Here is a 25,469-nt window from a genome sequence, read left to right on the forward strand (position 1 = left end):
CCATGCTGAGTAGAACCGCCTCGGACCTGTACTGGATGTCGCGCTACCTGGAGCGGGCGGAAAACCTCGCGCGGATGCTCGACGTCAGTTATTCGTTGTCACTGATGCCCCAGGACGGGCGTGGCGACGGCCTGCACGAACTGGCCATGCCATTGCTGATCACTGGCACGCTGGACGATTACCGGGAGCGACACGGCGATCTGCACGCCGAGCGCCTGCTGCATTTCTTTGCCCTGGAAGCGGCCAACCCGGCCAGCATCTACAGCTGTCTCGGTTCCGCGCGGGCCAGTGCCCATGCGGTACGTGGCCGAATCACCGCCGACATGTGGGAAAACATCAACGCCACCTGGCTGGAAATTCGCGGTATCGGCCAGCAAGGCTTGAATCGCTACGGCATGAGCCGTTTCTGCGAGTGGATCAAGGAGCGCTCGCACCTGTTTCGTGGCGCGACCTACGGCACCATCATGCGTAACGACGCGTTCCGGTTCATACGCCTGGGGACCTTTATCGAAAGGGCCGACAACACCCTGCGCTTGCTCGATGCCCGCTACGAAATGGCCGGCGACCAGGCCGACGCAGTCAGCGACGGCACGGCCCACGCCTACTACCAATGGAGCGCCTTGTTGCGGGCCTTGTCGTCCTTCGAGGCCTACACCGAGATCTATCGTGAGGCCCCGGGCGCTCGCCATGTGGCTGAGTTGCTGCTGTTGCGCGCCGACGTGCCGCGCTCGCTGCGTGCCTGTACCGAAGAAATCGACCAGATCCTCGCGAGCTTGCCGGGCACCAACGGTCGGCAGGCACAACGGCTGGCGGCGGAAATGGACGCACGCCTGCGCTACACCGGCATCAATGAAATCCTCGACGGGGGCCTGCATGCCTGGCTCACCGAATTCATCCCACTGGTCCGTGAACTGGGCAACACCATTCACAGTTCCTACCTGGAGGTCATATGAGACTCTCGATCAGCCACGAAACGGCCTACCACTATGACGATCAGGTTCGCGCCAGCATCCAGTACCTGCGCCTGACGCCCCACGACAGCGAACGCCAGCATGTGCTGAGCTGGCAGCTTGATTTGCCACGGCCGGTGCGGGCGCAACTGGATCCGTTTGGCAACATCCTGCACGTGCTGACCCTGGATGAACCCCACGAAACGGTCATCATCGGCGCCCGCGGACAGGTGGATATCGATCCGTTGCGCGAAGCCGAACACGAGAGCCAGTCGGCGCTGCCATTCCTGCGCTTCACCCGGCTGACCGAGGCGGACGAGGCCCTTCGAAACTTCGCCGCGCAGCAATGCCAGCAGCGTCGCGACCGCACCGCGTTGATCGACCTGATGCATGGGTTGAACCAGCACATGATCTACACCCCTGGCACCACGGCAGTCGAGACCAGCGCAGCCCAGGCGTTCGCCGGTCGTAGCGGGGTGTGCCAGGACCATACCCATGCCTTCCTGGCCTGCGCTCGTAGCCTGGGTGTGCCGGCGCGGTATGTGTCGGGTTATCTGTTCAGCGAAGAGAGCGAGCACCTGGCGAGCCATGCCTGGGCAGAGGCCTGGCTGGACGACGCCTGGTACAGTTTCGACGTGACCAACCAACTGGCCCGCCCGGAGCGCCACCTGAAACTGGCCGTGGGCCTGGATTACCTGGACGCCTGCCCAGTGCGTGGCATGCGCCGCGGCGGTGGTGGCGAGCAGATGCATGCCAAGCTGGTCGTGACTCCGGCGCCGGTGATCACGGTGCAACAACAATAACCTCGCCTCCGTAGGAGCTGCCGAAGGCTGCGATCTTTTGATCTTTTGCTTGAAACTCAAGCGTCGAGGAAAAGATCGCAGCCTCGTTGTACTCGTCAGCTCCTACGGCTTGAGGGGACAACCTCGTCACAGTGGTAGCGGATTATTGGACCGGGGGTTGCTTGCGTCCCGCCATATGCTTCAAGTAACCCACCAGCAAATCCAGCTCCGAATCCGGCAACACCGCTGCCGAGAACCCGGGCATCTTGCCCTGGGGCCAGTGTCGCAGGCCTTGGGGGTCGCGAATGTAGCGCTTGAGGAAATCCCCGGAGAAGTATTCGGTGGGATTGAAAGGAATGTTCAGGTCAGGGCCGAACTGTGCATCGCCAGCGCCATTGAGCCGATGACACGCCAGGCAGTTCTTCTGGAACAGCTCAAAACCTTTATTGATCGGGTCGTCCTTGGCCAGGTTGGGCGCAGGTAGCAGGGCCGGGAAGCGTTCAGCCACCGCCGACAGGCGCTTGATGCTCGCCACCGCATAGGGCCATTGTTCCGGGCTGATGCGGCCTGCCTGCGGGTCGGTCCAGACCAGATAGAAAGGCCCGGCACTGGACTTGCCTTCCCCCAGCGACGGCCACGGCCTGGCCGGGTCTTCGATCGCCAGCCAGGCCCGGGCCCCGCTCTTGTTGAGTAATGGTGCCGCGGGCATTTCGGCAGCGAAGCCGTCCAAGGCAACGGCCTGCAGGTGGTCGTCCGGCTGGATGCCCGTCAACAATGACGTCAGCGGCACGGCTCGATAACTCATGGGTTTCTTGTAGGAAACGTCCTCAGCAATCTCGACCGTTTGAGCGTCCGGATGCTTGAGCAGTTCTTCGGTTTGCCAGGTACGCGTGCTCGCGCCAAACTCCAACACCAGTTGCGCGGCATACAGGGGCGTGCTGAGCAGCAACGCCCCGAACACAATGAGAGCTTTCAAGTCGATCGCCTTCCATGTCGAGGGGTGGCTGCAAAGGTTGGCACAGCCATCGCGGCTCGAATAGTGAACCCATCACATTTTTTGGCGACACAACGTATTGGATGAAGCAGGTGCCCCCGCGCAGGATTCAGCCAATCACCTTGGTGATATTCGGCAAAATCAACAGCAGCGTCGTGGCAAAGAGAATGAGTCCGGCTTGACGAACTTTCGAATGTTTGAACATGGCTGATCCGCCTTTTTTGTTATGTCCTGAAAACCAGCCTGCATATCCATGACAGCTGGCGTTGCACTTCCTGTTCCGACAAGCGCCTCGGCAAAACCCGACGACTAACTTGTACAAGGATTACATTAGGGGCCGCAGCCGCCTTGGCTTAGATCCAATTCGTATCAGCTTGTTAAATATCGCTATTAAAAAGGTATGAGGCCTAGTGCCACCTTCCTGCTGGCCCTTTTGCTAGACAGCTTGCCCTCCTGAATCGGTTAACCCGATAGCTCGCTACCGTTCGTCTGAGCGTGCCCGTCAACGCCATTGAGCGCTGTGGTCATTGAATCCGGCGCCGCTGGGCTTATGGTTGGAGGCGTCGCATTACCCCCGTGGTTTAGAGGAAGTCATGACCCAAGCTTTGATTTTCGACGCATTACGCACGCCTCGTGGCAAGGGCAAGGCTGATGGCGCCCTGTACAGCGTCAAGCCGGTGAACCTGGTGGGTGGCTTGCTCAGTGCCCTGCGCCAGCGCATGGATTTGGACACCAGCCAGGTCGACGACATCGTGCTCGGTTGCGTAACGCCAGTGGGCGAGCAAGGTGCCGATATCGCCAAGACCGCAGCGTTGGTGGCCAATTGGGATGTCAGCGTGGCGGGGGTGCAACTCAATCGTTTTTGCGCCTCGGGCCTGGAAGCGGTGAACCTGGCGGCGATGAAGGTGCATTCCGGTTTCGAAGACCTGGTGGTGGCCGGCGGCGTCGAATCCATGTCCCGGGTGCCCATGGGCAGTGATGGCGGTGCATGGGCGCTGGACCCGCAATCCAACCTGCAGGGCCACTTCATTCCCCAGGGTATCGGCGCCGACCTGATCGCCACCCTGGAAGGCTTCAGCCGCGAGGACGTCGACAGTTATGCGTTGCACTCCCAACAAAAAGCGGCACGCGCCCGGGCCGACGGTTCGTTCGATAAGTCCCTGGTTGCCGTGCGGGACCAGAATGGCATCGTGTTGCTGGACCACGACGAATTCATCCGCGCCGACTCCACCCTCGAAGGTCTGGGCAAGCTCAAGCCGAGTTTCGAAGCCATGGGCCAGATGGGTTTCGACGGCACGGCGCTACGGGTCTACAGCCATGTCGAACGCATCCATCATGTGCACACGCCGGGCAACAGCTCCGGCATCGTCGATGGCGCGGCGCTGATGTTGATCGGTTCCGAAGCCAAGGGGCGTGCCATGGGCCTGCAACCCCGGGCCCGGATCGTCGCCACGGCCGTCACCAGTACCGACCCGACCATCATGCTCACCGGCCCGGCGCCGGCCACCCGCAAGGCCCTGGCCAAGGCCGGGCTGCGGGTGGAGGACATCGACCTGTTCGAAGTCAACGAAGCCTTCGCCTCGGTGGTGCTCAAGTTCATCCGGGACATGGCCATCGATCCCGCCAGGGTCAACGTCAACGGTGGCTCCATCGCCATGGGGCATCCCTTGGGGGCCACCGGCTGCGCAATCCTTGGCACGTTGCTCGACGAATTGGAGGCGCGTCGCCTGCGCTATGGCCTGGCGACCCTCTGTGTCGGCGGCGGCATGGGCATTGCCACCGTCATCGAACGCCTCTGAGCCCCTTCAAGGAACATTTTTCATGACCGCTGCCATCCGTTACGAAACCGGCCAGGACCGGATCGTCGTCCTGACCCTGGACATGCCGGGCCAGAGCGCCAACACCATGAATGCGCGCTACCGCGAGGCCATGGCCGCTTGCGTTACCCGTTTGAAGGCTGAAAAGGACGCGATTGCCGGTGTGATCATCACCTCGGCCAAGCAGACGTTCTTCGCCGGTGGCGATCTCAATGAACTGGTCAAGGTCGGCAAGCCCGAGGCCAAGGCATTCTACGACATGGTCCTGCTGCTTAAAGCGCAACTGCGAGCCTTGGAGACCCTGGGCAAGCCCGTGGTGGCAGCCATCAATGGCGCGGCCCTCGGCGGTGGTTGGGAGATCTGCCTGGCTTGTCATCATCGCGTGGCGCTGGAGCAGCCATCGGTGCAGCTCGGCTTGCCGGAGGTCACTCTCGGGCTGCTGCCGGGGGGCGGCGGAGTGGTGCGGATGGTGCGCCTGCTCGGTTTGGAAAAGGCCCTGCCGTATCTGCTCGAAGGTAAGAAGGTCAGTGCACAACAAGCGCTGCTGGCCGGATTGATCGATGAGCTGGCCAAGGATCGTGAGGAACTGCTGGCCAAGTCCCGGGCCTGGATTCTGGCCAATCCCAACGTCGTGCAACCCTGGGATGCAAAGGGCTATCGGCTCCCAGGCGGCACGCCGTCCGACCCGAAGGTCGGGCAAATGCTGGCGATCGCCCCCTCGATCCTGCGCAACAAGACCCAGGGCTGCCTGCCGGCACCGGAGAAAATCCTCTGCGCGGCGGTGGAGGGGGCCCAGGTGGATTTCGACACTGCGCACCTGATCGAAACCCGCTACTTCACCGAACTGACCACCGGCCAAGTGGCGAAGAACCTGATCGGTACCCTTTGGTTCCAGCTCAACGAGATCAAGGCCGGTGGCTCTCGCCCACAAGGTGTGGCGCCTTATCTGACGGAAAAAGTCGGCGTGCTCGGTGCAGGCATGATGGGGGCGGGGATCGCCTATGTCAGCGCCCTGGCCGGCATTGCCGTGGTCCTCAAGGACGTCGACCTGGCGGCCGCCGAGAAGGGCAAGGCCCGCTCGGCGGCGTTGCTGGATAGAAAGGCCGCCCGCGGCCAACTCACGGCCGAGCAGCGCGACGCCACGCTGGCGCGGATTCAAGCGACCGACAGCAATGCTGACCTGGCCGGTTGCGACCTGATCATCGAAGCGGTGTTTGAAGATCGCGCCCTGAAAGCCAGCGTGTCGGCTGCGGCCCAGGCGGTGGCGGGCGACGACGCAGTGATCGCTTCCAACACCTCGACCTTGCCCATCACTGGCCTGGCCATGGCCGTGCCGGATCCGACGAAGTTCATCGGCCTGCACTTCTTCAGCCCGGTGGAAAAAATGCCCTTGGTGGAGATCATCAAGGGCGCGCGTACCAGTGATGCCACCCTGGCCCGGGGTTTCGATTTTGTCCTGCAGATCAACAAGACGCCGATTGTGGTCAACGACAGTCGCGGTTTCTTCACGTCGCGGGTGTTCGGTACCTTTACCCATGAGGGCATCGCCATGCTCGGCGAGGGCGTGAGTGCGCCGATGATCGAGACCGAAGCGCGCAAGGCCGGGATGCCGGTCGGGCCTCTGGCGATCTCTGACGAAGTTTCCCTCAGCCTGATGAGCCATATCCGCGCGCAAACCGCCAAGGACCTGCACGCAGAAGGGAAAACGCCGATTGAGCACCCGGCATTCGCCGTGATTGACTTGCTGCTCAACGAATACAAGCGGCCGGGCAAGGCCGCCGGCGCCGGTTTTTATGAATACCCGGCCAACGGGCAGAAGTACCTGTGGCCGCAGCTCAAGAGCCGCTTCGAGCAAGCCGATGGGCAGATTTCGCCCCAGGATATCCGTGATCGCCTGCTGTTCATCCAGGCCTTGGAGACCGTGCGCTGCGTGGAAGAGGGGGTGCTGACGTCGACGGCCGATGCCAACATCGGCTCGATCTTTGGCATTGGTTTCGCGGCCTGGACCGGCGGTGCGTTGCAATTCATCAACCAATACGGCCTGCAGGACTTTGTCGGTCGCGCCCAATATCTGGCCGAGCAATACGGCGAGCGCTTCTCACCGCCGGCCCTGTTGCTGGAGAAAGCCGCCCGGCACGAACGGTTCTGACAGACCAGGGGAAAGGGGCTTGCCTTGGAACCGTGTTTCAGGGCAGGCTCTGGGGTGTGCAATATTCCCATCATCGTGTCAGGTATTTTTTATGTCGCTACGCATCTGCATTCTGGAAACCGATATCCTGCGTCCGGAACTGGTCGACCAATATCAGGGTTACGGGCAGATGTTCCAGCGCCTGTTTTCACAGCAGCCCATCGCCGCCGAATTCATCGTGTACAACGTGATGGAGGGGCATTACCCCAGCGATGACGAGGTGTTCGACGCTTATCTGGTGACGGGCAGCAAGGCTGACTCCTTCGGCACCGACCCTTGGATTCAAACCCTCAAGACCTACCTGCTGGAGCGCTACCAGCGGGGCGATAAATTGCTCGGTGTGTGCTTTGGCCATCAGTTGTTGGCGTTGTTGCTGGGCGGCAAGACCGAACGCGCCACCCAAGGCTGGGGCGTCGGCACCCATCGCTACAAACTCGCCGCCAAGGCGCCGTGGATGAGCCCGGTGATGGAAGAGCTGACCTTGCTGATCAGCCATCAGGACCAGGTCACTCAACTGCCAGAAAGCGCGACCGTCATCGCCTCCAGCGATTTCTGCCCCTTCGCCGCCTATCACATCAACGACCAGGTGCTGTGCTTCCAGGGCCACCCGGAGTTCATCCACGATTATTCCCGGGCCTTGCTGGAGATTCGTCAGCAGCACCTCGGCGAACAGATCTACAGCCAGGGCATGGCAAGCCTGGCCCACGAGCATCATGGCACCACGGTGGCGGAGTGGATGATGCGTTTCGTCGCACACAAGCCGCAGGCCGAAACCACCCAAGGCTAACGATCACCGCTCCCACAGGGTATTTGGGTAGGCCCCAATCCGAAACAACTGTGGGAGCGAGCTTGCTCGCGATGAATGCCACCAGACACCCTCGAAAAACGCTTGCCTACAACCACCCTGATCGCTTGAAGCTCCACCACAACGAGGAGCATCCCACCGCAATAACCCCCAGCACCGCGAAATACCCATACTGCCAACTCAACTCCGGCATGTCCTGGAAGTTCATCCCATAAATCCCGGCCACGGCCGTGGGGAACGCCAGGATCGCCGCCCACGCCGCGAACTTGCGCTGCACCACGCTCTGGCGCGACGCCTCAAGCAGCACGCCGACTTCGATGGTCTGGCTGGCGATGTCGGCCAGGGTCGCCAGGTCTTCCATTTGCCGCGTGACATGGATCTGCACATCGCGGAAATAGGGGCTCATGTTCTTATCGATGAAGGGGAAGTCGAGTCGCTGCAACTCTTCGCTGATCTCCACCATCGGTGCCGCGTAGCGACGCAGGCGCAACACGTCGCGGCGCAAGCTGTGCAGGTTCTGAATATCCCGCTCGTTCAGGGAACTGCACATGACGTTGCGTTCCAGCTCATCGATTTCGGCGTGAATGGCTTCCCCCATCGGCTGATAGTTTTCAATCACGAAATCAAGGATGGCGTAGAGGACGAAATCTTCCCCATGTTTCAGCAAAAGCGGACGTGCCTCACAACGTTGTCGGACGTGTGCGTAGGAGGCTGAATGACCGTTGCGAGCGGTGATGATGTAGCCCTTGCCGGCAAAGATATGGGTTTCGATGAACTGCAGCTTGCCGTCCTTGCGTATCGGCGAATACGTGACGATAAACAGCGCATCGCCAAAGGTCTCCAGCTTGGGCCGGCTGTGCTTCTCCATGGCGTCTTCGATGGCCAATTCGTGCAGGTTGAATTGACGTTGCAGATTGGTCAGCTCCAAGGCACTGGGCTCTTCGAGACCGATCCACACAAAATGACCAGGTTTGGCAGCCCAGGCACTGCCTTCGTCGAGGGTGATATTGGTGACTTTCTTACCGGCGCTGTAGACCGCAGCAGCAACGACTCTACCCATAATGGTGGTTCACTTCTTATTGGAAAATGGCAGTGGCAGGCAACGCTCAGCTTAGCGCGCCCTGTAGCTTGAGAGTCAGCAAAATCTGCGGAGTTCGGCGGCAAAAGAAAACCCGCCGAGGGGCGGGTTTTCCATTACGCGGCTTGTAACTGCCGGTCCATTGTCGCAATGCATTCACGCATTTGTTCACGGCATTGGGCGATGAGCCGGGGCATGTCATCCATGCTCAATCCGGCCGTAGGAATCGCTGGCAACGAGCGTATGAGGATGTCACCGCTGCGCCAGCGATCGAGGCGCATGTGCTTGATGTAGCTGCTGACGCACACCGGAATAATCGGGACCCCGGCGGCGATTGCCATCTGGAATGCGCCTTTCTTGAAAGGCAGCAGATCTTCGCCCAGATTGCGCGTGCCTTCCGGAAAAACCCAGATCGAGGTGTCCTCGTGCTGCAACGTATGGGTGGTGGTCAGCATCGACCGTCGTGCCTTGATCGCGTTGCCACGGTCGATCAACACATTGCCTGCCAGCCAGAACAACTGCCCGAACAGCGGCACCCATTTCAGGCTCTTCTTGCCGATGCACACAGTACGGCGCGGCACTACGTTGCCGAACATGAACAAGTCATAGTTGGATTGATGGTTGGCGATGATCACGCAGCCGTTGGGCTTATCCACCAGGGTGTCGACCTGCGCCCGGACCCGCAGGCGCAAGATGCACATGGCCGGCAAAGCGTACAGCCTTGCGCATAAACGGCTGTTGTCCGGATTGAACGGTCTGCACAGGCCCAGAATCACCCCGAGCACACCCGCCAGGACAAAGTGCAGGCCCATCAACAACATACGCAATACAAACAGCATCTACAGGCCCCATCGGGACAAAAGGTGGCGCAGTGTACGGATGTGCACTGTTTTCGGCAATTGCCCCTATAGAGGTAGGAAATGGATGATGTTTAAGCGCATGTTTCCACATTGCGTGATGGAAGCGGCCTAGAGCGGTTGCGGACTTTTAAACGACGCGCGTAGGAAAAAGCCCCGCTCTAGGGGAGGGGGGCATCTGTGGGCCCGTAGGAGCTGACGAGCGGAGCGAGGCTGCGATCTTTCCCTTAGCAATTGAGTCCGGAGCGAAAGATCAAAAGATCGCAGCCTCGCTCCGCTCGACAGCTCCTACAAGCGTCAGCCCATATGCTCCTGATCCAGCAAAATCGCAGTGTCCAGCGTCTCCAGCAGGGCCTTGCGAACTTTCAGTTTGGTGTTCTTGTGGGCGGACATGTTGATTTTCTTCAACTGACGCGCTGCTTCCAGGGCCGCGCCTTGCAGTTCCTCGGCCGACACCACCTTGTCGAGGAAGCCCGCATCCACAGCGCTCTGGGGATTGAACATCTCGGCATTGATCACCGAACGGTGAAACGCCGACTTGCGCAGGCGATCACGCGCCAGCTCGATACCGGCGTGGTGCATGGTCATGCCGATCTGCACTTCGTTCAGGCCAATGCTGAACGGCCCTTCCACACCAATGCGGTAATCCGCCGAGAGCAGCAGGAACGCCCCCTTGGCCACCGCATGCCCGGGGCAAGCGACAACGACAGGGAAGGGGTGCGACAACAGGCGACGGGCCAGCGTCGAGCCGGCCGTGACCAGGCTTACCGCTTCCTTGGGACCGGCGGTCATCACCTTCAGATCGTAGCCACCCGACAGAATCCCCGGCTGCCCGGTAATGATCACCACCGCCCGATCCGCCGTCGCCTGGTCCAGCGCAGCGTTGAACGCGGCAATCACATCCGGCGAGATGGCATTGACCTTGCCGTTGTTCAAGGTCAGGGTCGCGATACCGTCTTCGAGATGGTAAGCAATCAAGTCGCTCATGACGCTATTCCTTGTAAGAGAAGTGTCGCAGACGTTACCCACCGCCGCAGGCCAGGTAAAGCACCGTGACTGACCCACCGGTCAGCCCTAAGCCCCGTAAACAGCCTGGCCCGCCCATCCCACCAAGCCTTCATCTATAGAGCCTTGCCTGTACAGCCCCGAAGATTGGCCGGTTTGCCCTGCCCAGACGCGTTTGAAATGCCCAACGAAGCTTAACCGCATGAAAATTCTGAAAAAAACCTTTGCCATCGGAAAAGCTTTCGACTACATTAGCGCGCCTCGACAGACTGAACAGTTTGCCGAGATACGGTGAAGTGTCCGAGTGGCTTAAGGAGCACGCCTGGAAAGTGTGTATACAGGAAACTGTATCGAGAGTTCGAATCTCTCCTTCACCGCCAAATTCGATACACACAAAACCCCTGGTTTCCCAAGAAACCAGGGGTTTTGTGGTTTCTGCCGTCTGAAAAAATAGCGATCTCGACACTATCCGCCCAGCCCCTTCGCCAAACAGCATCAGGCAAATCTGCAACAGCATCGAGCAACAGCCGCCAAGCGCATGCCGTTAAGGTTTCCCTTTATCGACTGCATTGCTGGAGAGAAAACATCATGACTACGCGGATGAGTTTGGCTTCGAGCCTTCAGGCTGTCGCTTTGTCCTGGATCGTTTCATCGAGCCCCGTCTGGGCATCGGAAACAGTGACTCACGCCAATACGGACCTGGTGCGCCAGGCGTTCATGAACTGGCAGCAGGGCAAAGGCACGGTATTCGACTTGCTGGCGCCCGGCGCCATATGGACTGTCAGTGGATCGAGCCCGGTTTCAGGCGTGTATAGCAGCAAGGCCGATTTAATGGAGCAAGCCGTAAGGCCCATCACTGCGCGGCTGGCGACGCCTATTTCCCCCACTGTCCAAAGCATTGTCGCCGAGGACGATGTCGTGGTGGTGCTGTGGAACGGTGAGGCAACGGCCCTGGATCGTAAGCCTTACCGCAACACTTACTTGTGGCATATGACATTCAAGGACGGCCAGGTCACCGAGGTACAGGCCTTTCTGGACACCTACGCGTTGAACGATCTTATGCGTCGCGTAGAACCTGCGAAGAAATAAGTCAGCGCTATGTGTCCGACATGCCGGGCACATCCATGTTGATCTTGCGCCAGGCGGCTTCGGCAAAGCTGTAGGCCGAAAAAGCGATCAGGCCCAGCGCCATCGCCATCAAGAGCACACCGCCAGCCGGCAGGTTCTGCAGCGCGTCGAGGGCGTCTTTCATGCCGGGTGGGTCCATGGCCTTGTAGGTCGAGCCGCTGATGCTCAGCAGCAGGGCGATTTCAATGAAGACGACGCCGCGGGCGATCAGACCGAAGCGCGATACCGGGCGCACATAGCGCATGACGTCTTCGTCCGCTTCAAAGTACTTCTCGAACGACGCCTTCCAACCCTTGATGATGTGAGCGATGCCCACTCCGAAGGGCACCAGGGCGATGAGGTAGATCAGCAGGTTCGAATGGTCCCAGGACAGCAGGCGTGCCAGCAGGTCCTGGGTCTGTCCGCCACCGGAGCCGCCGGAGCTTTTCAGCCCGCTGACGAGCAGGCTCAACGCGAAGAACGCCAGCGCGCCGTTGATGAGCCCGCCCGCCAGCAAGCCTGCGCGGATCACCAGGCCCTTGAGTTCCTTGCCGTGATGATCGACATCGCGAGTGGCCTGCAACACGCGCCATCCGGCGAAGGCGAGCAGGCCCATCACCACCAGACCCACCAGGGCATGGCCGAAGGGCTGGCTCAACAGCGTTTCCAGGCTGCTGTGGCTGTCTTTCGGATTGCTTGAGTCGCGAGCCGCCAGCAGGGCGAAGATACCCATGATCAGGTAAATAACGCCTCGAGCGGCGTAGCCACCTCGTGCCAGGAAAACGAGGCTTTGGTGTGGGGACATAGGAACAGATTCCAAAGAGGTCATACAGAAGCAGACCCATGGCATGGCGAGTGGGTTCGATCAGTGTGATAGCGGTAGCGGCGGTGTTGATCCTGCGTTGATTTTTAGAGTGGCAATGCGTCCGTGGCGAGGGAGCTTGCTCCCGCTTGAGTGCGAAGCACTCACAGGAAGGCGACACAGACAACCTGGCTACGCCGACTCAAGGCCTGGAAGTCCCTAGCCATTGTTCAACGGCAACTGCGGACTGTCCGGATTCAACTGCTGGCGCCTGAACTGCCCCGGCGGCTGTCCATGTATCTGGCGAAAACGCCTGGAAAAATAAGCCTCGTCGGCAAAACCGCACAACCTCGCCACTTCGCCCACAGGCCGTGTGCCATTGAGCAAGTAATTGCGCGCCGCATGCATGCGACGTTCGAGCACCAGTTCGGTAAAGGTCTTGCCGATTTCCTTGCGCAGCCAGTGGGTCAGGTACGTCGGCGACAGGTAGGTCGCCGCCGCCACTTTGATGAGGTTGAGGTCCGGGTCGGCGATGTTCTTGCGCAGGTATTCGGACATTCGGCCCAGCGCATCGCGTCGGCTGACTTCGGCGGCGTTTTCTTCGGCCAAGCGCTTGAGCGGCTCGGCGTACAAGGTACAGACGCCGCCGATCAGTTGCAGCAACAAGCCCTTGAGCATCTCGCGGGTACCGAATTGTCGATTCTCGTCCAGCGCGCGCATCTGCGTGATCAACGCGCACACCTTGGCGAAATCGTCGTCGCCGAGAATGAAGTCCAGATGCTCTTGGAAACGAAACGGCGAGAGTTCCGGCGCCAGCAGAATCGAGACTTCTTCCAGGTCCATCGGGTCGCACTGCAAATGTGGCAACAGGAACGTCTGGGAAAAATTGATCACCATGAAGTTGCTGTCCGCCGGGTGCGGAATCACATGCACGCGGTGAGGCAGGATGAAGGCCAGGGTGTTGCGTGGAAACGGACGCTCGACGTTGCCAATGTGTTGCACGGTGTCGCCACCGAGGTTGATCTGGATCTGGAAGTACTCATGGCGATGCGGGCTGGTTTCGGCGCGTCGGCCCTTTTTGTCGCGGATGTAGAAGTCCGTCAATTCGCTGCGTTGCTGCATGACATAAGTGGGGACTCGGCTCGGTGATGACATCTCCTGGGAATCCTTTGCGGGGCATGGCGGTGACGACGATTGTGACGGTGCATCTGGCCGATTTTCAAGGCGTTATACGATGACGGGGTTCCTGGGCTGAATTTTCTGTGGCCCGAGGATGGCGGCTGGTTGTCCAAAACGACAAATTCATATTTTTGATATTTGTTCTTTAAAAACAGTTGCTTATCTGTATTTATAAAACGCTTATAAAAAACTCGGCGATCTTGTTTTTTTGGACAGGTTTCTTGGGCACGGTTTCAACCGGGAAAAATGATCTAACACCTCAGTTGATTTTGAATGGTTGTACGACCACTGTTGGGTCACGCAACCCGACCCTCCATCCAAAAACAATCAAAGGTGCGCACATCATGAGCCTGTTCCTGTTTCACCCTGACCCTCCCGACTGCTCCTGCGACAGATCCTGTTGCAAGGCCTCTTTGAACACCTGACACCGGCTGTTCGCCTTTCATTCCTGTAGCGATTGTTCTGCCCCGGCATCGAGGGCATTGATTTCGGCTGCTCGTAAACATTTCGACGCTTCTAACAATAATGAGGTCCACCATGTCGAATTCCCACACCTCCCAAATTGCCAGCGTCCGGGACGCCGCGGTGCCTGAGCGCCTGCCGTCGCGGCGGCGTTGGTTCATGCTGTCGTTGCTGCTGATCGCGACGATCATCAACTACATCGATCGAGTGAATATTTCGATTGCCGCACCCTTCCTTGCCAAGGACCTGGGCCTGGACAAGGTCGAGATGGGGCTGATTTTTTCTGCGTTTGCCTGGACCTACGCCATTGCGCTGGTACCCGCCGGGTTCATCGCCGATCGCTTCGGTTCCCGGTTCACCTACGGGGTGTCGCTGATCAGTTGGTCGGCCGTCACGGTGTGCCAAGGCTTTGCCACGGGCTTCGCTTCGCTGTTCGGTCTGCGCCTGGCGGTCGGTGCGATGGAAGCGCCGGCGTTTCCGGCCAACAGCCGGGCGGTCACGGTGTGGTTCCCGGCGCGTGAACGGGGCCTTGCCAGCAGTATTTACGTCTGCGGCCAGTACCTGGGCACGGCGCTGTTTACTGGTGCGCTGCTGTGGCTGGCGACTACCTACGACTGGCGCCATGTGTTCTACAGCACCGGTGCGCTCGGCATCGTTTTCGGTGTGGCTTGGCTGTTCCTGTATCGCGACCCGATGAACTGCAAGAAGGTCAGCAAGGAAGAACTCAAGTACATCGAAGCCGGGGGCGGACTGGTCAAGAGCAGCCAAGAGCGAACCCGGTTCAACTGGCGCCAGATCGCCGAGCTGTTCAGCTATCGGCAGGTCTGGGCGATCTGCATCGGTAAGTTCGCCAGCACCTCGGCGCTGTACTTCTTTCTCACCTGGTTCCCCACGTACCTGATCGAAGAACGTCAATTGACCATGATCAAGGCCGGGATCTTCGCCGTGCTGCCGTTCGTGGGCGCGACAGTAGGAATCCTGCTCGCCGGGATTGTCTCCGATCTGCTGATACGCCGGGGCTATTCGCTGTCCTTTGCCCGCAAGTTGCCGCTGGTGGTCGGCTCGATGCTGGGCATGTCCATCGTGCTGGTGAATTTCACCGATTCGAACGTGATCTGCATCGCCGTGCTGACAACTGCCTTCTTTGCCCAGGGCATCGCTTCGTCCTCGTGGGCGGCGGTGTCGGAAGTGGCGCCCAAGGAACTGATCGGGCTGACCGGCGGGATCACCAGCCTGGCGGCCAACATCGGCGGAATTGTCACCCCCATCGTGATTGGCGCGATCGTTCACAAGACTGGCTCATTTGCCTTGGCCTTCTGGTTCATCGGCGGTGTGGCGCTGATCGGCACCTTGTCCTATTCGTTGCTGCTTGGCCGTTTGTATCGCATTGAACTCAAGGCGCGCTGAGCCCGGAAAAAAGCTGTTTTTCTCCAATACGAGGCGGCATTCCTCCAACTTAGCCAGGGGTTGCCGCCGTACGCTGACGCTTCCATCAGGACTTTTACCAGGATGAACATGCCCGAGTATGTCTTTACCCCGGACCTGCCAGTGACCCTACCGGTTGTCGGCACTCCGCAGCGTTTTCCCGTCGGCCGGGTCTTTTGCGTCGGTCGCAACTACCCTTGGCCCGATACCCAGGGGGAATCCCGAGTTCCCCCCGTGTTTTTCATGAAGCCTGCCAGTTGCGTGGTGGAGGCGACCGGCGACGTGACGTTTCCATCGGTAACCGAGGAGTTCGCTCACGAAATCGAATTGGTCGTGGCCATCGGGGAGGGCGGCGCCAACATCCCTGAGAGCCAGGCGCTGGCCTATGTGTGGGGCTATGCGGCAGGTTTGGATCTGACCCGGCGTGATGTCCAGCGTGAGGCCAAGCGCAACGGTTTGCCGTGGGAGGGTGCCAAGGTGTTTGACGGCGCCGCGCCGATGACGGCCATTGTGCCGGTGTCGCGGGCGGGGCACCCCGAAGGCGAGTTGTGGCTGAACGTGAACGGTCAAGAGCGCCAGCGCGACAGCCTCGGCAGCCAGATCTGGTCGGTCAGTGAAGTGATCGCCCGCATCTCCCAATCGGTGGCGCTGCGGGCCGGCGACCTGATCATGACCGGCAGCCCGGCAGGTGTCGATGTGCTGCAGCCGGGGGATGTCATCACGGCCGGCATCGATGGCATCGGCGAACTGGAAATGCGCGTCGGTCCGCGTCTATCTGACTGAATTCGAGAAGGGAGAATCCACATGTCCAACACATTGAAAGTGGCTCTGGTGACTGGCGCCGGCAGCGGGATTGGCCGAGCGGTGGCCCTGGGCCTGATGGCAGACGGCTACACGCTGGTGCTGGCCGGGCGCCGCCCCGAGCCCTTGCAGGCATTGGTCGAGTTGGCGGCCTGCGAGGGGCGCGAAGCCCTGGCGGTGCCCACCGATGTGCGCGATACGGCCAGTGTCGATGCACTGTTTGCCGCCATCGCCGAGGCCTATGGACGCCTGGACGTCGTGTTCAACAACGCCGGCGTCAATGCACCCGCCGTGCCGCTGGATGAACTCACGTTCGAGCAGTGGCGAAACGTGATCGACACCAACCTCAACGGGGTTTTCCTGTGCGCCCGTGGTGCCTTCGGCCTGATGCGCCGGCAACAGCCCCAGGGTGGGCGGATTATCAACAACGGATCGATCTCGGCCCACACCCCACGGCCGTTCAGCAGCGCCTACACGGCCAGTAAACACGCGGTGCTGGGGCTGACCAAATCCCTGGCCCTGGACGGACGCGAATACAACATCGCCTGCAGCCAGATCGACATCGGCAACGCCCTCACCGAAATGTCCGTGCGCATGACCAAGGGCGTGCGGCAGGCCAACGGCAGCATCGCGGTGGAACCGATGGTGGACGTCAAGCATGTGGCCGACGCGGTGCGCTACATCGCGGGCCTGCCGTTGTCGGCCAACGTCTTGAACATGACCGTCATGGCCACGGCCATGCCGTTTGCCGGTCGCGGTTGAGCCAGCGCGCTGTTCATTTTTGAAGGTGTGCATGCGTAGCGAGCACGCCTGATTGCACTTGAATCAGTTTTTCCTATTACGAGGTCTCCATGAAGCCAGAAGTCTTGCAGCTCAGCCCGATCCTGATCCCTGAAATCAACACCCGGCTCAACGAGCTGTTCACGGTACGGCGCTATTTCGAACAGGCTGACAAACAAGCCTATCTACAAGAGCACGGCGCCAACATTCGCGGTGTGATCACCGGTGGGCATACGGGCATCAGCCAGGCGCTCATGGCGCAACTGCCCCAACTGGAAGTGGTGGCGGTCAACGGCGTGGGCACCGATGCGGTGGACCTGGCCTACGCCCGGGATCGCGGAATCCGCGTGACCGCCACCATCGGCGCGCTGACCGAAGACGTCGCCGACCTGGCGATCGGCCTGTTGATTGCCGTGTGCCGAGGGCTGTGCACCGGTGATCGCTACGTGCGTTCCGGCCAATGGCCCCAGAGCCCGACGCCACTGGCTCCGTTGCCATTGGCCCGGCAGGTGTCCGGCATGCGCATCGGCATCGTCGGCATGGGCCGGGTCGGTCGCGCCGTGGCAACCCGCGCCACGGCGTTCGGTTGTCCGATCAGCTATACCGATCTGCAACCGATGAGCGACGTGAACCACACCTTCGTCGCCGACCTCAAGCAACTGGCTCGCGACAGCGATGCCCTGATCCTCGCGGCGGCCGCCGACAAGGCTGAAGCCATCATCGATGCCGAGGTGTTGCGCGCCTTGGGCCAGGGCGGTTACCTGATCAACGTGGCCCGCGGCAAATTGGTCAACGAGCCCGACCTGGTGGCGGCGCTGACCGCCGGGGAAATCGCCGGCGCGGCGCTGGATGTGTTTGTCGATGAGCCGCACGTGCCCGAGGCGTTGTTTGGCAATGAGCAGGTGGTGCTGCAACCGCACCGGGCGAGTGCGACGTTGCAGACCCGCACGCGGATGGGGGAGATGGTGGTGGCGAGTCTGGTGGACAGTTTTGCTGGGAAGGTGCCGCAGGGGTGTGTGACGGGGTGAGGCGCACATTGCAGAGGATGTTGTTGAAATAGTGTCGGCTGATCAGGAGGCTGCGCTGGTTGTCGGTCCCCGAGTCGTCAGGATGATCCGCACCGCCATGATCACCCCGACAAGCACAGCCGCAAGACCTGACGTCTCCAGAAGTGTCGGCAGCCGATCATGAAACCACAAGCCAAGTAGCGTCGCGAACAGCGACTCCAAGGCGATCAATTGCCCGGAAAGCACCATGGGCAAACGCCGGGACGCGGCGTTCCAAGCCCAGGCCCCGACAACGGATGACATCAGTGCAATCACGAAACCCCAGAGATACAACCCCCCCGCAACGGAAATACTAAACCCCAGGCTCGGCAGTTTGAGCAGATCGAGAGCTTGTACCGCCGGTAACAAGCACAAGGTGCCGACTCCGGCGCCAGCCATCATGAGGCCGGTCCAGGCCCCTGACGCGTGTGGGGGCAGCGTCAGCAGGGCGTGCTGGTTCAACCAACTGAATGCGAGCCACAAGACCACGGCACCGATTGAAAACAACAAGCCCATCGCCCACGAGCCCTCGCTTGTAACGGGTTGATGGACAGCGCCGAGATTCGACAGCAGAAGACCCACCGTCAAAAAAACCAGGGGGATCGCCAGTTTGCGCCATTGGAGGGTTTTGGTCGTGGCGTTGCCCAGCAATGCCAGCAAGACCGGCACCATGCCAATAAAGGCCGGGGTCAGCACCGGCCCGCCGAAAATGATGCCGGCGGCGATGCAGGCGCTATAGCCGAGGTAGCCGACCACGCCCAGGCCTGCGGCCAGCAGCACCTGATTACGGCGCAGCAGCCGCAACTGGGTCCGATAGAGCAGCACGACACCCAGGCCCAGGGCACCGGCGATCAGGAACCTTACGATCATCAAGTCATAGATCGTGTAGTCGCCGGTGACGTAGGGCGCAATGAAGTTCAACGCCCAGCTCAGTGTCGCGACTACCGCGAGGGCCAATCCGGTGATGAGGTTTGAATGGGGCTTCACTATCACGCAGGTTCCCCGATACACCACCAATGAATGTCGACTTCATCATCGCACTGGGTTACATCGTGCCCATGTTCGATGAAGGATTCGGGCACATTCAAAGCAAGTCGGTCGCTCAAGCGCAGCGGTGCAAGGGTGTTGTGTTGCCCCAGGAAGCTCAAGTAGTAATCACGGTCGTAGAACACCGTGACTTCACTTTGGTGAACAAAGGGCCAAACCAGCAGGCAGGCGACACGGTAGTAGCCTTGGCTGCGATCCGCCGCACGGGAAAGATGGGCGGCTGCTTCTAGCAACTGTTGAATACAGAAGGCCTGCACTTCGATGTGTGCGTGTGGACCCTGGACAAGTGAATTGATGACTGGGATTTTCCAATGCGCGTAGCGCTCGCTTTTATGGATGTGAGGGTAGAACCTGCCGTTGAATTTCGCGGCCCAGCGCTCCAGCGCTCGGAGACGGCGGGGGATACCTCGGAGTTTTCTGTCGCTGAGGGCAATTTGTCGCAAGGTGATGTCCTTATGCGATTCAATGGTACTGAGCGCATCCAGTGTAGGCCGCGAAACGATGTGATTGGAGTTCGCCGTGGTTGAGTGTGCAACTTGGTTTTTCCGCCCTACGCGGGCAGCATCCGTTTCGCAGCATGCCATAACGTTAGAAAAGGAATTCACCTTGGAACCCATCCCCACATTCCAAACCCGCCGCCTCATCCTCACACCCCTTGAACTGACGGATGCACCGGCGATTCAACAGTTATTCCCACACTGGGAAGTGGTCCGTTACCTGGACAGTCGCGTGCCCTGGCCTTACCCGGATGACGGCGCGCTGACATACGTGCGCGACCACGCGCTCCCCGCTGTCGCCGCCGGATGCGAGTGGCACTGGATGATCCGGATTGCCGACGATCCGCCACAGCGCATCGGCAGCATCAGCCTGTACGACCAGCCTGGCAACCACCGAGGTTTCTGGCTGGCGCCGCAGTGGCAGGGAAAGGGCTACATGCGCGAAGCGTGCGAGGCGATCAATACCTATTGGTTTGAAACCCTGGAACGCCCCGTCATGCAAGTGCCCAAGGCGGTGGGCAACCTGGCTTCACGTAAAGTTTCGGAACATGAAGGCATGCGCATGATTGCGACGCAGCAGGGGGACTTCGTTTGTGGGACGTTGCCTAAGGAAATCTGGGAAAAGACGCGGGAAGATTGGCTTGAGAGATAGCCATTATTTGCCCGCCAAAGGACGCCACGCGGTGGTCTGCAGATAAGGCCACTGTTTGAGCAGTAGACCACGCGTTGTTTCTACGCCCTGCAAGGTTTCAGTGCAATTGACCATCGCGGTAAAGCTGCGAGTGGTCAGCATGAAGCTCTCCGACCCTAGCGCTTGGCACTGCTCGCTGGCGCCGATGGGTTGGCAGAACATCGGTTGCATTTTCACGTCGTAGCCTTGGGCCCGAGTGAATGCCTGGAACTCCGGCATGGCAAGACGAGCCGGTGTGCCGCTCAGTGCCGGGCCTTGCCAGACGGGGGTGATAAGGCCCCTTGATGGATAGTCGCTCAGCCCCTGGACTTGCCTGGCCTCGAACAGGGCAAAACAGAACGAAGTATTTGTCGCGCTATTGCTCGCTGGCGATGTCACAGGGGCGGCCAGGGGGAGGCTCGGCGTCGGCGCGACGACTGCCGCAGGCGCAGGTGCTACCGAGGGCGCCATGCCCGATGAGTCGCCTACTTCCACCAGCACATCGATGGGAGCCCGATAACGCCACACCTTCAGCGGCGCCGCGAAACCAGGTCGAATACGGCTGGCGACAGCGGTCAGCTCGGCCGGGCTATTGACCGAAGTCCCGGCAATTTGCAAAACGATATCGCCGGCCAACATGCCTGCCTTTTCAGCGCCACTTCCAGGTACGGGTCCCAAGACCAAGACGCCACTGACAGCGGCTAAGCCGAATTGCCGAGCCACCGTCGGTGTAACAGGGGTGATGTGCAGGCCCAAGGTCCCCGACTGATTGGACACGGGTACGGGCAGTGCCGCTGGCGTCACGGATGTCGGAGCCACTGTAGCCGCGCTGGGCACAGGAGCGCTGCCGGCTGAACAGTCGCGTTGTGTGGCGACCTGTTGGATCACGAGGTTAACGGGGTCGGCGGCCATGTTGGGGTATTGTTCCCAACCCCGTTTGGTTGCCAGGAACGTTTCACAATCCATGGCGTAGTAGGTCGCCGGGTCTCTGACCTTGCGCAGGTATTCCGCTGTTTCGGCTCGCTCGGCGTCGCTGTACATGGGGTTGACGCAAGACGCCAGAAGGGGGGAGAGCACCAGTATTGCGGTAAGGCATTTTGTCGACATGGGCTTCTCTGGGGTCGTGGCGTTCAGGCGGGTCCAGGCAAGGTACTATTTGGCCATCATCCTGTCCAACCTCAAACCAAGCACTTCGTTGCCGTGGTGATTGAGACGGGCGGCATCCGGGCGAACCTGCATTCGATATACAACTTAAAGGCACTTTGCCATGATGCGCCGCGATCCATTCGAATCCATCACCGAGAAGCGAAATGTCTGCTCCTGCCTTCAAATCAAGCACCAGGCTCGCCGTTGTACTTTCGCTCACTGCCTTGGCTGGCTGTGCCTCTGATGGCGGTCTCGGTGAGGCGGCGGTAGTCGGCGCGATGCTGCTTCCCATGGGGGGAGTGGACACCAGCGTAATGACCAGTACCGTAGGCCTGGCGGCCGGCGCCTATGTGGTCTCCTCGGTCGCGACAGCGGACTCTGCCAGCGTCTCTCCCGCGACCTCCACCATTGCCGCGCCCCAAGGCCTGCCGCCCATTGACCTGCAAAAATTGGTGACCCGGGAAACGCCTGACCGCTATCGCTCCAAGTCCTGTGAGTACATCGAAATGTCCCTCAGCGAAGTGCCGATGTACCAGGCGAGCGCCGAGCCGATCATGAAGCAGGTCGCCACGGCTCGAAAAGAAGCGGCCAGCCAGGTATGGCTGGAAAAAGCTTGCCAGCCCGCCAATTTACCTCGTGGCCGGATCGGCGCCAGCATCGACACCATCGATCCGAAGCGGGCCATGGCCCTGTCAGCTCCCCCAGCTGGGGTTGTGGTGTTGTCAACCGTTCCGGGGAGCGGTGCGCAACAGGCCGGGATCTTGCCTCAAGACGTGATCGTGGCAGTGGATAACGGGCTTATTGCCGATTCAATCGATTTCAGGGTGGCCGTTGCAAAAGCGCCAATTGGCTCGCGGGTGAACCTGAAGGTATGGCGCAACAACGCGTTCAGCATCGTGCCGGTTCTGGTCGGGCCCGGCGGAACTCAAGTATCGATGACGCCGACGGTGATGGCGAACGGCGTAGCTGCTGCGGTTCCGGCCGATGCGCTGTATTGCACTGCCGTACTGTCCACCCAGCACACTTACGGCGCTAGCGTCAGCCCGGTCAAGTTGATCGCCGGAGCCGCGAGCGACATGCAGCCCTCGCTCAAAAACTACATCGCCAAGGTGAAGCAGGAACAACCTGGCGTTTGGGGGAATTTCAAACTTAACAGCGCTGTTTGTGCGCCGGGTGCGGTGATGTGCATGGCCGAGGCCAAGGGGCCGACCGGCAAGACCCAGAACGCCTTCGAGTTCTGCCACGCGACGCAAGCCAAGGCGGATGCTGAGCTGGCCCAGATGCGCCAGGGCGATCCGAAAGCAGTGATTGTTGATTGGCCTTGAGCTGCAATCGTCTTCTGCGGTTATGATCCAACGGTTTGAAGTGCTGGCGTGCCTGGAGGCATGCGCATGATGGGGGACGCTTTAAGGAGCTGGGTAATCGGGAATACCTGTCTCCGGCGATTGGCGTCCAAATCCGTTAACGACGATGTACAACAGTGGACCGATTGATACGAAGATGGCCGTGATCAGGAGGTAAGGCAGCAGCGATGTGAGCGACTTGCCTTTAGAACGTGCGTCCCGGTACATCCAGATGCACGCCATGCAAGCGAGTAGGTAAAGGTCGATGACGACCTGTGCGGTGTCTGGGCGAGACATGAGCCCGATGCCGAACGCCAGGAGCGATTGCTCGGCGAGAAACAAAGTAATCGCTGTGTACACGGAAAAAAGCAGCAGCGTGACAAGTGCGATGTAAGGTTTCTTCACTTTGCCTCCTTGGACAAGTTCATTGATCAGTGGAGATAGGCTAGTGATTTGACCGTCATGGTTTCAATGACCTCAGAGGTCATCGACGCCGCTCACCCGCAATGCCAGAGTCAACGGATGACCAGTCGACCTTTTTCTCGAACGACGCCGCCAACTTCGGCCGGTGCGCAACTGCGTCACTTGCGCCAACAGGCTGGACTGAGCCAGCTGGACTGCGCACTGATCACAGGCATCTCCCAGCGTCACCTTAGTTGCATCGAAACGGGGCGCGCCAAGCCAAGCCCCGGCACTCTGCATAACTTGTTGACTGCCCTGGATGTACCTTTGGAGCGATGCAACGACATCTTCCTGGCCAGTGGTTACGCCCCTCGCTACGAAACGACGCCGCTCACGTCGTCGTCAATGGAAGTGGTACGTGATGCCATTGACCATGTACTTCACGCCAATAACCCCGCTCCGGCGATTGTTCTGAATGCTCAATGGGACATCCTTGCCGCGAATGCCAGCGCGGGTGTCTTGTTCGATCTGGTTGGACTTGCCAGGGAAGCGGCAGAGGGACTCAACCTCTTGGTGACACTGCTGCAACCCGGCGGCTTGGGCGATCGTTTGAGCAACGCCGAGGAAATAAGAGTAGTGGCCTGGCAACGGGCATCTCGGGAAGCCTTGAACAATCCCGCGTTGGCTGAGATTCTGAAGAGCCTGCCGGCCCCACGCAGCGCTGCGGCGCTGGCGAACGAACTGCCTCCGTTGTTGCTGACACGAGTCGACTCTCCCCAGGGTGAGCTGACGTTCATGTCAACGTTCACAACCTTCGGCATGCCGTTCGACATCACCATGAGTTCATTGCGTATCGAGCATCTGATTCCTGCCGACGCCAAGACCTGGGCGGTCATGACCAAGGCATATGGGCAAGCGCAACACTCACAATGATCAAGGAAGAACCCATGCAACCGTCACTCAATCGAATCATGCTGTATGTCCGGGACGTTCAAGCGACCTGCGATTTTTATGAGCGTCACTTCGGTTTTACCAGTGAAAGAAAAGTCGATGACCGCGTCACCGAATTGAGCCCTGCAAACGGTGGCGCGATCCTGATGGTTCACCCTGTGGGGAAGGCGGTTAAAACGGGGCAAGTCACCGTAAAGCTTGTCTTTGATCTCCAGGATGTAGAAGGTTTCAAGGCAAAATGCCTGGCCCAGGGCCTGAAGTTTGGCGCGACGCACAGGGCGGACGGTTACTCTTTTGCCAACGCCAAAGACCCTGACGGTAATTCCATTTCTATCTCCAGCAGGGCGTTTGCATGCCACTGAGCTTTCATAAGATGCATGCCAATGGCGATGACTTCGTGATTGTCGATTCGCGAAATTCGGCCACTGCGGTGACGAGTGCCATGGCCCAGCGGATGGGGGATCGGAACCGGGGCATAGGCTTTAACCAACTCGCGGTGTTGCTCGACTGCGACGATGCCGCTGCGCGGGTGATGTTCTGGAACGCGGATGGCTCCGCGCTGGACGTTTGTGGCAGCGCGACACGAGGTGCGGCGGACCTGCTCATGCGCGAAGCCAATGTGACTTCGCTGGTGCTGCGCACTAACCGTGGTTTGCTTGCTTGCGAACGTACCCCCACCGGCGACATTTCCGTCGACATGGGCGTGCCGCTTTTCGGCTGGTCGGACATTCCCTTGGCACAGGAACTGGACTCCGCTGCCTTGCCACTTGCTGGCAGTCCAGCCGCCTGCAGCATGGGAAATCCCCACTGCACCTATTTTGTCGATGACCTGGCTAGCGTTGATCTCGCGACGATCGGCCCGGCCATCGAAACCAACGTGCTGTTTCCGCTCAAGACCAACGTGCATTTTGTCCAGATCATTGATCGCACGCATATTCGGTTGCGCATCTGGGAGCGCGGGGCGGGTATCGCGCTGGGGTCGGGGTCCTGTTCGTGCGGTGCGGTTGTCAATGGGATTCGTCGTGGTTTGTTGGACAGTACCGTCGAGGTTGAATGCGATGGCGGCAGCGTGACGGTGCAATGGGATGGCCTGGGTGCGGTCTTTCTCATCGGGCCGGTGGAGGCGAGTTTTTCGGGGACGATGAGTCAAGCTTGAGTGGATAGGATGAACTCCACAGAACCGGTATGCATTGAGTCAAACCGAGCGAAGGCAAGCGCGAAGTGATTTGTGCGTTGATTGGGTTGGTCATTGCTATGCTCATCAAACTTTCGACCGTCAACGTCATATCCATCCTTTTGAAATCGATCCAGGCGTAGTGACTGAGCCTACATCAA

The 25,469-nt window shown here is 59.9% G+C and carries 25 protein-coding genes and 1 tRNA gene; 16 read left to right on the top strand and 10 right to left on the bottom strand.

Going from position 1 to position 25,469, the window contains the following annotated elements; genetic code table 11:
- Positions 1–2: 2 nt before the first annotated feature.
- Together BLQ55_RS19015 and BLQ55_RS19020 are read left to right on the top strand one after the other, a co-directional pair.
- Positions 3–953: an alpha-E domain-containing protein gene (locus BLQ55_RS19015; RefSeq protein ID WP_092204677.1), complete on the top strand. Its 951-nt coding sequence runs from the start codon at positions 3–5 to the stop codon at positions 951–953.
- Positions 950–1,753, top strand: a complete 804-nt coding sequence (locus tag BLQ55_RS19020) for a transglutaminase family protein (RefSeq protein ID WP_092204678.1) — start codon at positions 950–952, stop codon at positions 1,751–1,753. Before BLQ55_RS19015 ends, BLQ55_RS19020 begins: the two co-directional genes overlap by 4 nt.
- A gap of 142 nt (positions 1,754–1,895) precedes the next feature.
- Here BLQ55_RS19020 and BLQ55_RS19025 read toward each other — a convergent pair whose 3' ends face one another.
- Positions 1,896–2,708, bottom strand: coding sequence for a c-type cytochrome (locus BLQ55_RS19025; protein ID WP_092255856.1), 813 nt, complete (start codon positions 2,706–2,708; stop codon positions 1,896–1,898).
- Between the two features lie 611 nt (positions 2,709–3,319).
- Between BLQ55_RS19025 and BLQ55_RS19030 the strand changes: the two genes are divergently transcribed.
- The 3 genes from BLQ55_RS19030 (at position 3,320) to BLQ55_RS19040 (ending at position 7,518) form a co-directional block, all read left to right on the top strand.
- Entirely contained in the window at positions 3,320–4,525 is a 1,206-nt protein-coding gene (locus BLQ55_RS19030; protein ID WP_092255858.1) for an acetyl-CoA C-acetyltransferase, read from the top strand.
- A 22-nt stretch (positions 4,526–4,547) separates the two neighbouring features.
- The gene (locus tag BLQ55_RS19035) at positions 4,548–6,692 is read left to right on the top strand and encodes a 3-hydroxyacyl-CoA dehydrogenase NAD-binding domain-containing protein (protein ID WP_092255862.1); all 2,145 of its coding nucleotides are present in this window, start codon (positions 4,548–4,550) and stop codon (positions 6,690–6,692) included.
- Positions 6,693–6,783: 91 nt separating this feature from the next.
- Positions 6,784–7,518 carry an amidotransferase gene (locus BLQ55_RS19040; RefSeq protein ID WP_092204681.1) on the top strand — a complete coding sequence of 245 codons (735 nt, stop codon included), beginning with the start codon at positions 6,784–6,786 and terminating at the stop codon, positions 7,516–7,518.
- A 106-nt stretch (positions 7,519–7,624) separates the two neighbouring features.
- On the opposite strand, the gene BLQ55_RS19045 is transcribed toward BLQ55_RS19040, so the two are convergent.
- The 3 genes from BLQ55_RS19045 to BLQ55_RS19055 all read right to left on the bottom strand — a co-directional run bounded on the left by BLQ55_RS19045 (position 7,625) and on the right by BLQ55_RS19055 (position 10,458).
- Complete coding sequence (locus tag BLQ55_RS19045) at positions 7,625–8,596, bottom strand: magnesium and cobalt transport protein CorA (protein WP_092204682.1); 972 nt, start codon at positions 8,594–8,596, stop codon at positions 7,625–7,627.
- Between the two features lie 134 nt (positions 8,597–8,730).
- The gene (locus BLQ55_RS19050) at positions 8,731–9,453 is read right to left on the bottom strand and encodes a 1-acylglycerol-3-phosphate O-acyltransferase (RefSeq protein ID WP_092204683.1); all 723 of its coding nucleotides are present in this window, start codon (positions 9,451–9,453) and stop codon (positions 8,731–8,733) included.
- A gap of 315 nt (positions 9,454–9,768) precedes the next feature.
- The gene (locus tag BLQ55_RS19055; RefSeq protein ID WP_060741273.1) at positions 9,769–10,458 is read right to left on the bottom strand and encodes a crotonase/enoyl-CoA hydratase family protein; all 690 of its coding nucleotides are present in this window, start codon (positions 10,456–10,458) and stop codon (positions 9,769–9,771) included.
- A 308-nt stretch (positions 10,459–10,766) separates the two neighbouring features.
- On the opposite strand from BLQ55_RS19055, the gene BLQ55_RS19060 reads away from it, so the two are divergent.
- Together BLQ55_RS19060 and BLQ55_RS19065 are read left to right on the top strand one after the other, a co-directional pair.
- A tRNA-Ser gene (locus BLQ55_RS19060) sits at positions 10,767–10,856 on the top strand.
- 46 nt (positions 10,857–10,902) lie between these two features.
- The gene (locus BLQ55_RS19065; RefSeq protein ID WP_256326603.1) at positions 10,903–11,565 is read left to right on the top strand and encodes a nuclear transport factor 2 family protein; all 663 of its coding nucleotides are present in this window, start codon (positions 10,903–10,905) and stop codon (positions 11,563–11,565) included.
- 7 nt (positions 11,566–11,572) lie between these two features.
- Here the strand turns inward: BLQ55_RS19065 and BLQ55_RS19070 are convergent, their stop codons facing one another.
- Positions 11,573–12,388 (bottom strand): DUF1206 domain-containing protein, encoded by an 816-nt coding sequence (locus tag BLQ55_RS19070; protein ID WP_092204685.1) that lies wholly within the window; start codon positions 12,386–12,388, stop codon positions 11,573–11,575.
- Positions 12,389–12,604: 216 nt separating this feature from the next.
- Positions 12,605–13,540: a helix-turn-helix transcriptional regulator gene (locus BLQ55_RS19075; RefSeq protein ID WP_092255865.1), complete on the bottom strand. Its 936-nt coding sequence runs from the start codon at positions 13,538–13,540 to the stop codon at positions 12,605–12,607.
- Between the two features lie 561 nt (positions 13,541–14,101).
- Here BLQ55_RS19075 and BLQ55_RS19080 point away from each other — a divergent pair.
- From BLQ55_RS19080 to BLQ55_RS19095, 4 genes are all read left to right on the top strand, one after another.
- The gene (locus BLQ55_RS19080; RefSeq protein ID WP_092204687.1) at positions 14,102–15,433 is read left to right on the top strand and encodes an MFS transporter; all 1,332 of its coding nucleotides are present in this window, start codon (positions 14,102–14,104) and stop codon (positions 15,431–15,433) included.
- Between the two features lie 102 nt (positions 15,434–15,535).
- The gene (locus BLQ55_RS19085; protein WP_092255867.1) at positions 15,536–16,234 is read left to right on the top strand and encodes a fumarylacetoacetate hydrolase family protein; all 699 of its coding nucleotides are present in this window, start codon (positions 15,536–15,538) and stop codon (positions 16,232–16,234) included.
- 21 nt (positions 16,235–16,255) lie between these two features.
- Entirely contained in the window at positions 16,256–17,014 is a 759-nt protein-coding gene (locus tag BLQ55_RS19090) for an SDR family oxidoreductase (RefSeq protein ID WP_092255870.1), read from the top strand.
- Positions 17,015–17,103: 89 nt separating this feature from the next.
- Entirely contained in the window at positions 17,104–18,060 is a 957-nt protein-coding gene (locus tag BLQ55_RS19095; RefSeq protein ID WP_092255874.1) for a 2-hydroxyacid dehydrogenase, read from the top strand.
- A 42-nt stretch (positions 18,061–18,102) separates the two neighbouring features.
- Here BLQ55_RS19095 and BLQ55_RS19100 read toward each other — a convergent pair whose 3' ends face one another.
- Both BLQ55_RS19100 and BLQ55_RS19105 read right to left on the bottom strand, forming a co-directional pair.
- Positions 18,103–19,068: a DMT family transporter gene (locus tag BLQ55_RS19100; RefSeq protein ID WP_092255950.1), complete on the bottom strand. Its 966-nt coding sequence runs from the start codon at positions 19,066–19,068 to the stop codon at positions 18,103–18,105.
- Complete coding sequence (locus BLQ55_RS19105; protein WP_256326604.1) at positions 19,068–19,742, bottom strand: DUF3916 domain-containing protein; 675 nt, start codon at positions 19,740–19,742, stop codon at positions 19,068–19,070. The genes BLQ55_RS19100 and BLQ55_RS19105 overlap by 1 nt, the downstream gene beginning before the upstream one ends.
- Here BLQ55_RS19105 and BLQ55_RS19110 point away from each other — a divergent pair.
- Complete coding sequence (locus tag BLQ55_RS19110) at positions 19,732–20,274, top strand: GNAT family N-acetyltransferase (protein ID WP_092255880.1); 543 nt, start codon at positions 19,732–19,734, stop codon at positions 20,272–20,274. The two genes, BLQ55_RS19105 and BLQ55_RS19110, sit on opposite strands and share 11 nt — an antisense overlap.
- A 3-nt stretch (positions 20,275–20,277) precedes the next feature.
- Here BLQ55_RS19110 and BLQ55_RS19115 read toward each other — a convergent pair whose 3' ends face one another.
- Complete coding sequence (locus BLQ55_RS19115; protein WP_143011748.1) at positions 20,278–21,399, bottom strand: S1C family serine protease; 1,122 nt, start codon at positions 21,397–21,399, stop codon at positions 20,278–20,280.
- A gap of 203 nt (positions 21,400–21,602) precedes the next feature.
- Between BLQ55_RS19115 and BLQ55_RS19120 the strand changes: the two genes are divergently transcribed.
- Complete coding sequence (locus tag BLQ55_RS19120; RefSeq protein WP_092255885.1) at positions 21,603–22,763, top strand: PDZ domain-containing protein; 1,161 nt, start codon at positions 21,603–21,605, stop codon at positions 22,761–22,763.
- Positions 22,764–22,844: 81 nt separating this feature from the next.
- Here the strand turns inward: BLQ55_RS19120 and BLQ55_RS19125 are convergent, their stop codons facing one another.
- Positions 22,845–23,186 carry a DUF2834 domain-containing protein gene (locus tag BLQ55_RS19125; RefSeq protein ID WP_092255888.1) on the bottom strand — a complete coding sequence of 114 codons (342 nt, stop codon included), beginning with the start codon at positions 23,184–23,186 and terminating at the stop codon, positions 22,845–22,847.
- A 117-nt stretch (positions 23,187–23,303) separates the two neighbouring features.
- Between BLQ55_RS19125 and BLQ55_RS19130 the strand changes: the two genes are divergently transcribed.
- From BLQ55_RS19130 to dapF, 3 genes are read left to right on the top strand one after another with little or no spacing between them, the layout of a single operon-like run.
- Positions 23,304–24,116 (top strand): helix-turn-helix domain-containing protein, encoded by an 813-nt coding sequence (locus tag BLQ55_RS19130; protein WP_092255953.1) that lies wholly within the window; start codon positions 23,304–23,306, stop codon positions 24,114–24,116.
- Between the two features lie 14 nt (positions 24,117–24,130).
- Complete coding sequence (locus tag BLQ55_RS19135; protein WP_092255891.1) at positions 24,131–24,496, top strand: VOC family protein; 366 nt, start codon at positions 24,131–24,133, stop codon at positions 24,494–24,496.
- Positions 24,487–25,290 carry a diaminopimelate epimerase gene (dapF, locus tag BLQ55_RS19140; protein ID WP_092255894.1) on the top strand — a complete coding sequence of 268 codons (804 nt, stop codon included), beginning with the start codon at positions 24,487–24,489 and terminating at the stop codon, positions 25,288–25,290. The genes BLQ55_RS19135 and dapF overlap by 10 nt, the downstream gene beginning before the upstream one ends.
- Positions 25,291–25,469 lie beyond the last annotated feature (179 nt).

Origin of the sequence: Pseudomonas sp. NFACC13-1 (assembly GCF_900104425.1) — a bacterium.
Classification (GTDB): Bacteria; Pseudomonadota; Gammaproteobacteria; order Pseudomonadales; family Pseudomonadaceae; genus Aquipseudomonas; species Aquipseudomonas fluorescens_AA.

Bases quoted from the DNA above. Each gene is read 5' to 3' on its own strand.
- BLQ55_RS19045 (WP_092204682.1), bottom strand. From the start codon at position 8,596: ATGGGTAGAGTCGTTGCTGCTGCGGTCTACAGCGCCGGTAAGAAAGTC.
- BLQ55_RS19095 (WP_092255874.1), top strand. From the start codon at position 17,104: ATGAAGCCAGAAGTCTTGCAGCTCAGCCCGATCCTGATCCCTGAAATC.
- BLQ55_RS19105 (WP_256326604.1), bottom strand. From the start codon at position 19,742: ATGGGTTCCAAGGTGAATTCCTTTTCTAACGTTATGGCATGCTGCGAA.
- BLQ55_RS19120 (WP_092255885.1), top strand. From the start codon at position 21,603: ATGTCTGCTCCTGCCTTCAAATCAAGCACCAGGCTCGCCGTTGTACTT.
- BLQ55_RS19075 (WP_092255865.1), bottom strand. From the start codon at position 13,540: ATGTCATCACCGAGCCGAGTCCCCACTTATGTCATGCAGCAACGCAGC.
- BLQ55_RS19115 (WP_143011748.1), bottom strand. From the start codon at position 21,399: ATGTCGACAAAATGCCTTACCGCAATACTGGTGCTCTCCCCCCTTCTG.
- BLQ55_RS19040 (WP_092204681.1), top strand. From the start codon at position 6,784: ATGTCGCTACGCATCTGCATTCTGGAAACCGATATCCTGCGTCCGGAA.
- BLQ55_RS19135 (WP_092255891.1), top strand. From the start codon at position 24,131: ATGCAACCGTCACTCAATCGAATCATGCTGTATGTCCGGGACGTTCAA.
- BLQ55_RS19050 (WP_092204683.1), bottom strand. From the start codon at position 9,453: ATGCTGTTTGTATTGCGTATGTTGTTGATGGGCCTGCACTTTGTCCTG.
- BLQ55_RS19055 (WP_060741273.1), bottom strand. From the start codon at position 10,458: ATGAGCGACTTGATTGCTTACCATCTCGAAGACGGTATCGCGACCCTG.
- BLQ55_RS19090 (WP_092255870.1), top strand. From the start codon at position 16,256: ATGTCCAACACATTGAAAGTGGCTCTGGTGACTGGCGCCGGCAGCGGG.
- BLQ55_RS19035 (WP_092255862.1), top strand. From the start codon at position 4,548: ATGACCGCTGCCATCCGTTACGAAACCGGCCAGGACCGGATCGTCGTC.
- BLQ55_RS19070 (WP_092204685.1), bottom strand. From the start codon at position 12,388: ATGTCCCCACACCAAAGCCTCGTTTTCCTGGCACGAGGTGGCTACGCC.
- BLQ55_RS19030 (WP_092255858.1), top strand. From the start codon at position 3,320: ATGACCCAAGCTTTGATTTTCGACGCATTACGCACGCCTCGTGGCAAG.
- BLQ55_RS19015 (WP_092204677.1), top strand. From the start codon at position 3: ATGCTGAGTAGAACCGCCTCGGACCTGTACTGGATGTCGCGCTACCTG.
- BLQ55_RS19130 (WP_092255953.1), top strand. From the start codon at position 23,304: ATGACCAGTCGACCTTTTTCTCGAACGACGCCGCCAACTTCGGCCGGT.
- dapF (WP_092255894.1), top strand. From the start codon at position 24,487: ATGCCACTGAGCTTTCATAAGATGCATGCCAATGGCGATGACTTCGTG.
- BLQ55_RS19020 (WP_092204678.1), top strand. From the start codon at position 950: ATGAGACTCTCGATCAGCCACGAAACGGCCTACCACTATGACGATCAG.
- BLQ55_RS19080 (WP_092204687.1), top strand. From the start codon at position 14,102: ATGTCGAATTCCCACACCTCCCAAATTGCCAGCGTCCGGGACGCCGCG.
- BLQ55_RS19085 (WP_092255867.1), top strand. From the start codon at position 15,536: ATGAACATGCCCGAGTATGTCTTTACCCCGGACCTGCCAGTGACCCTA.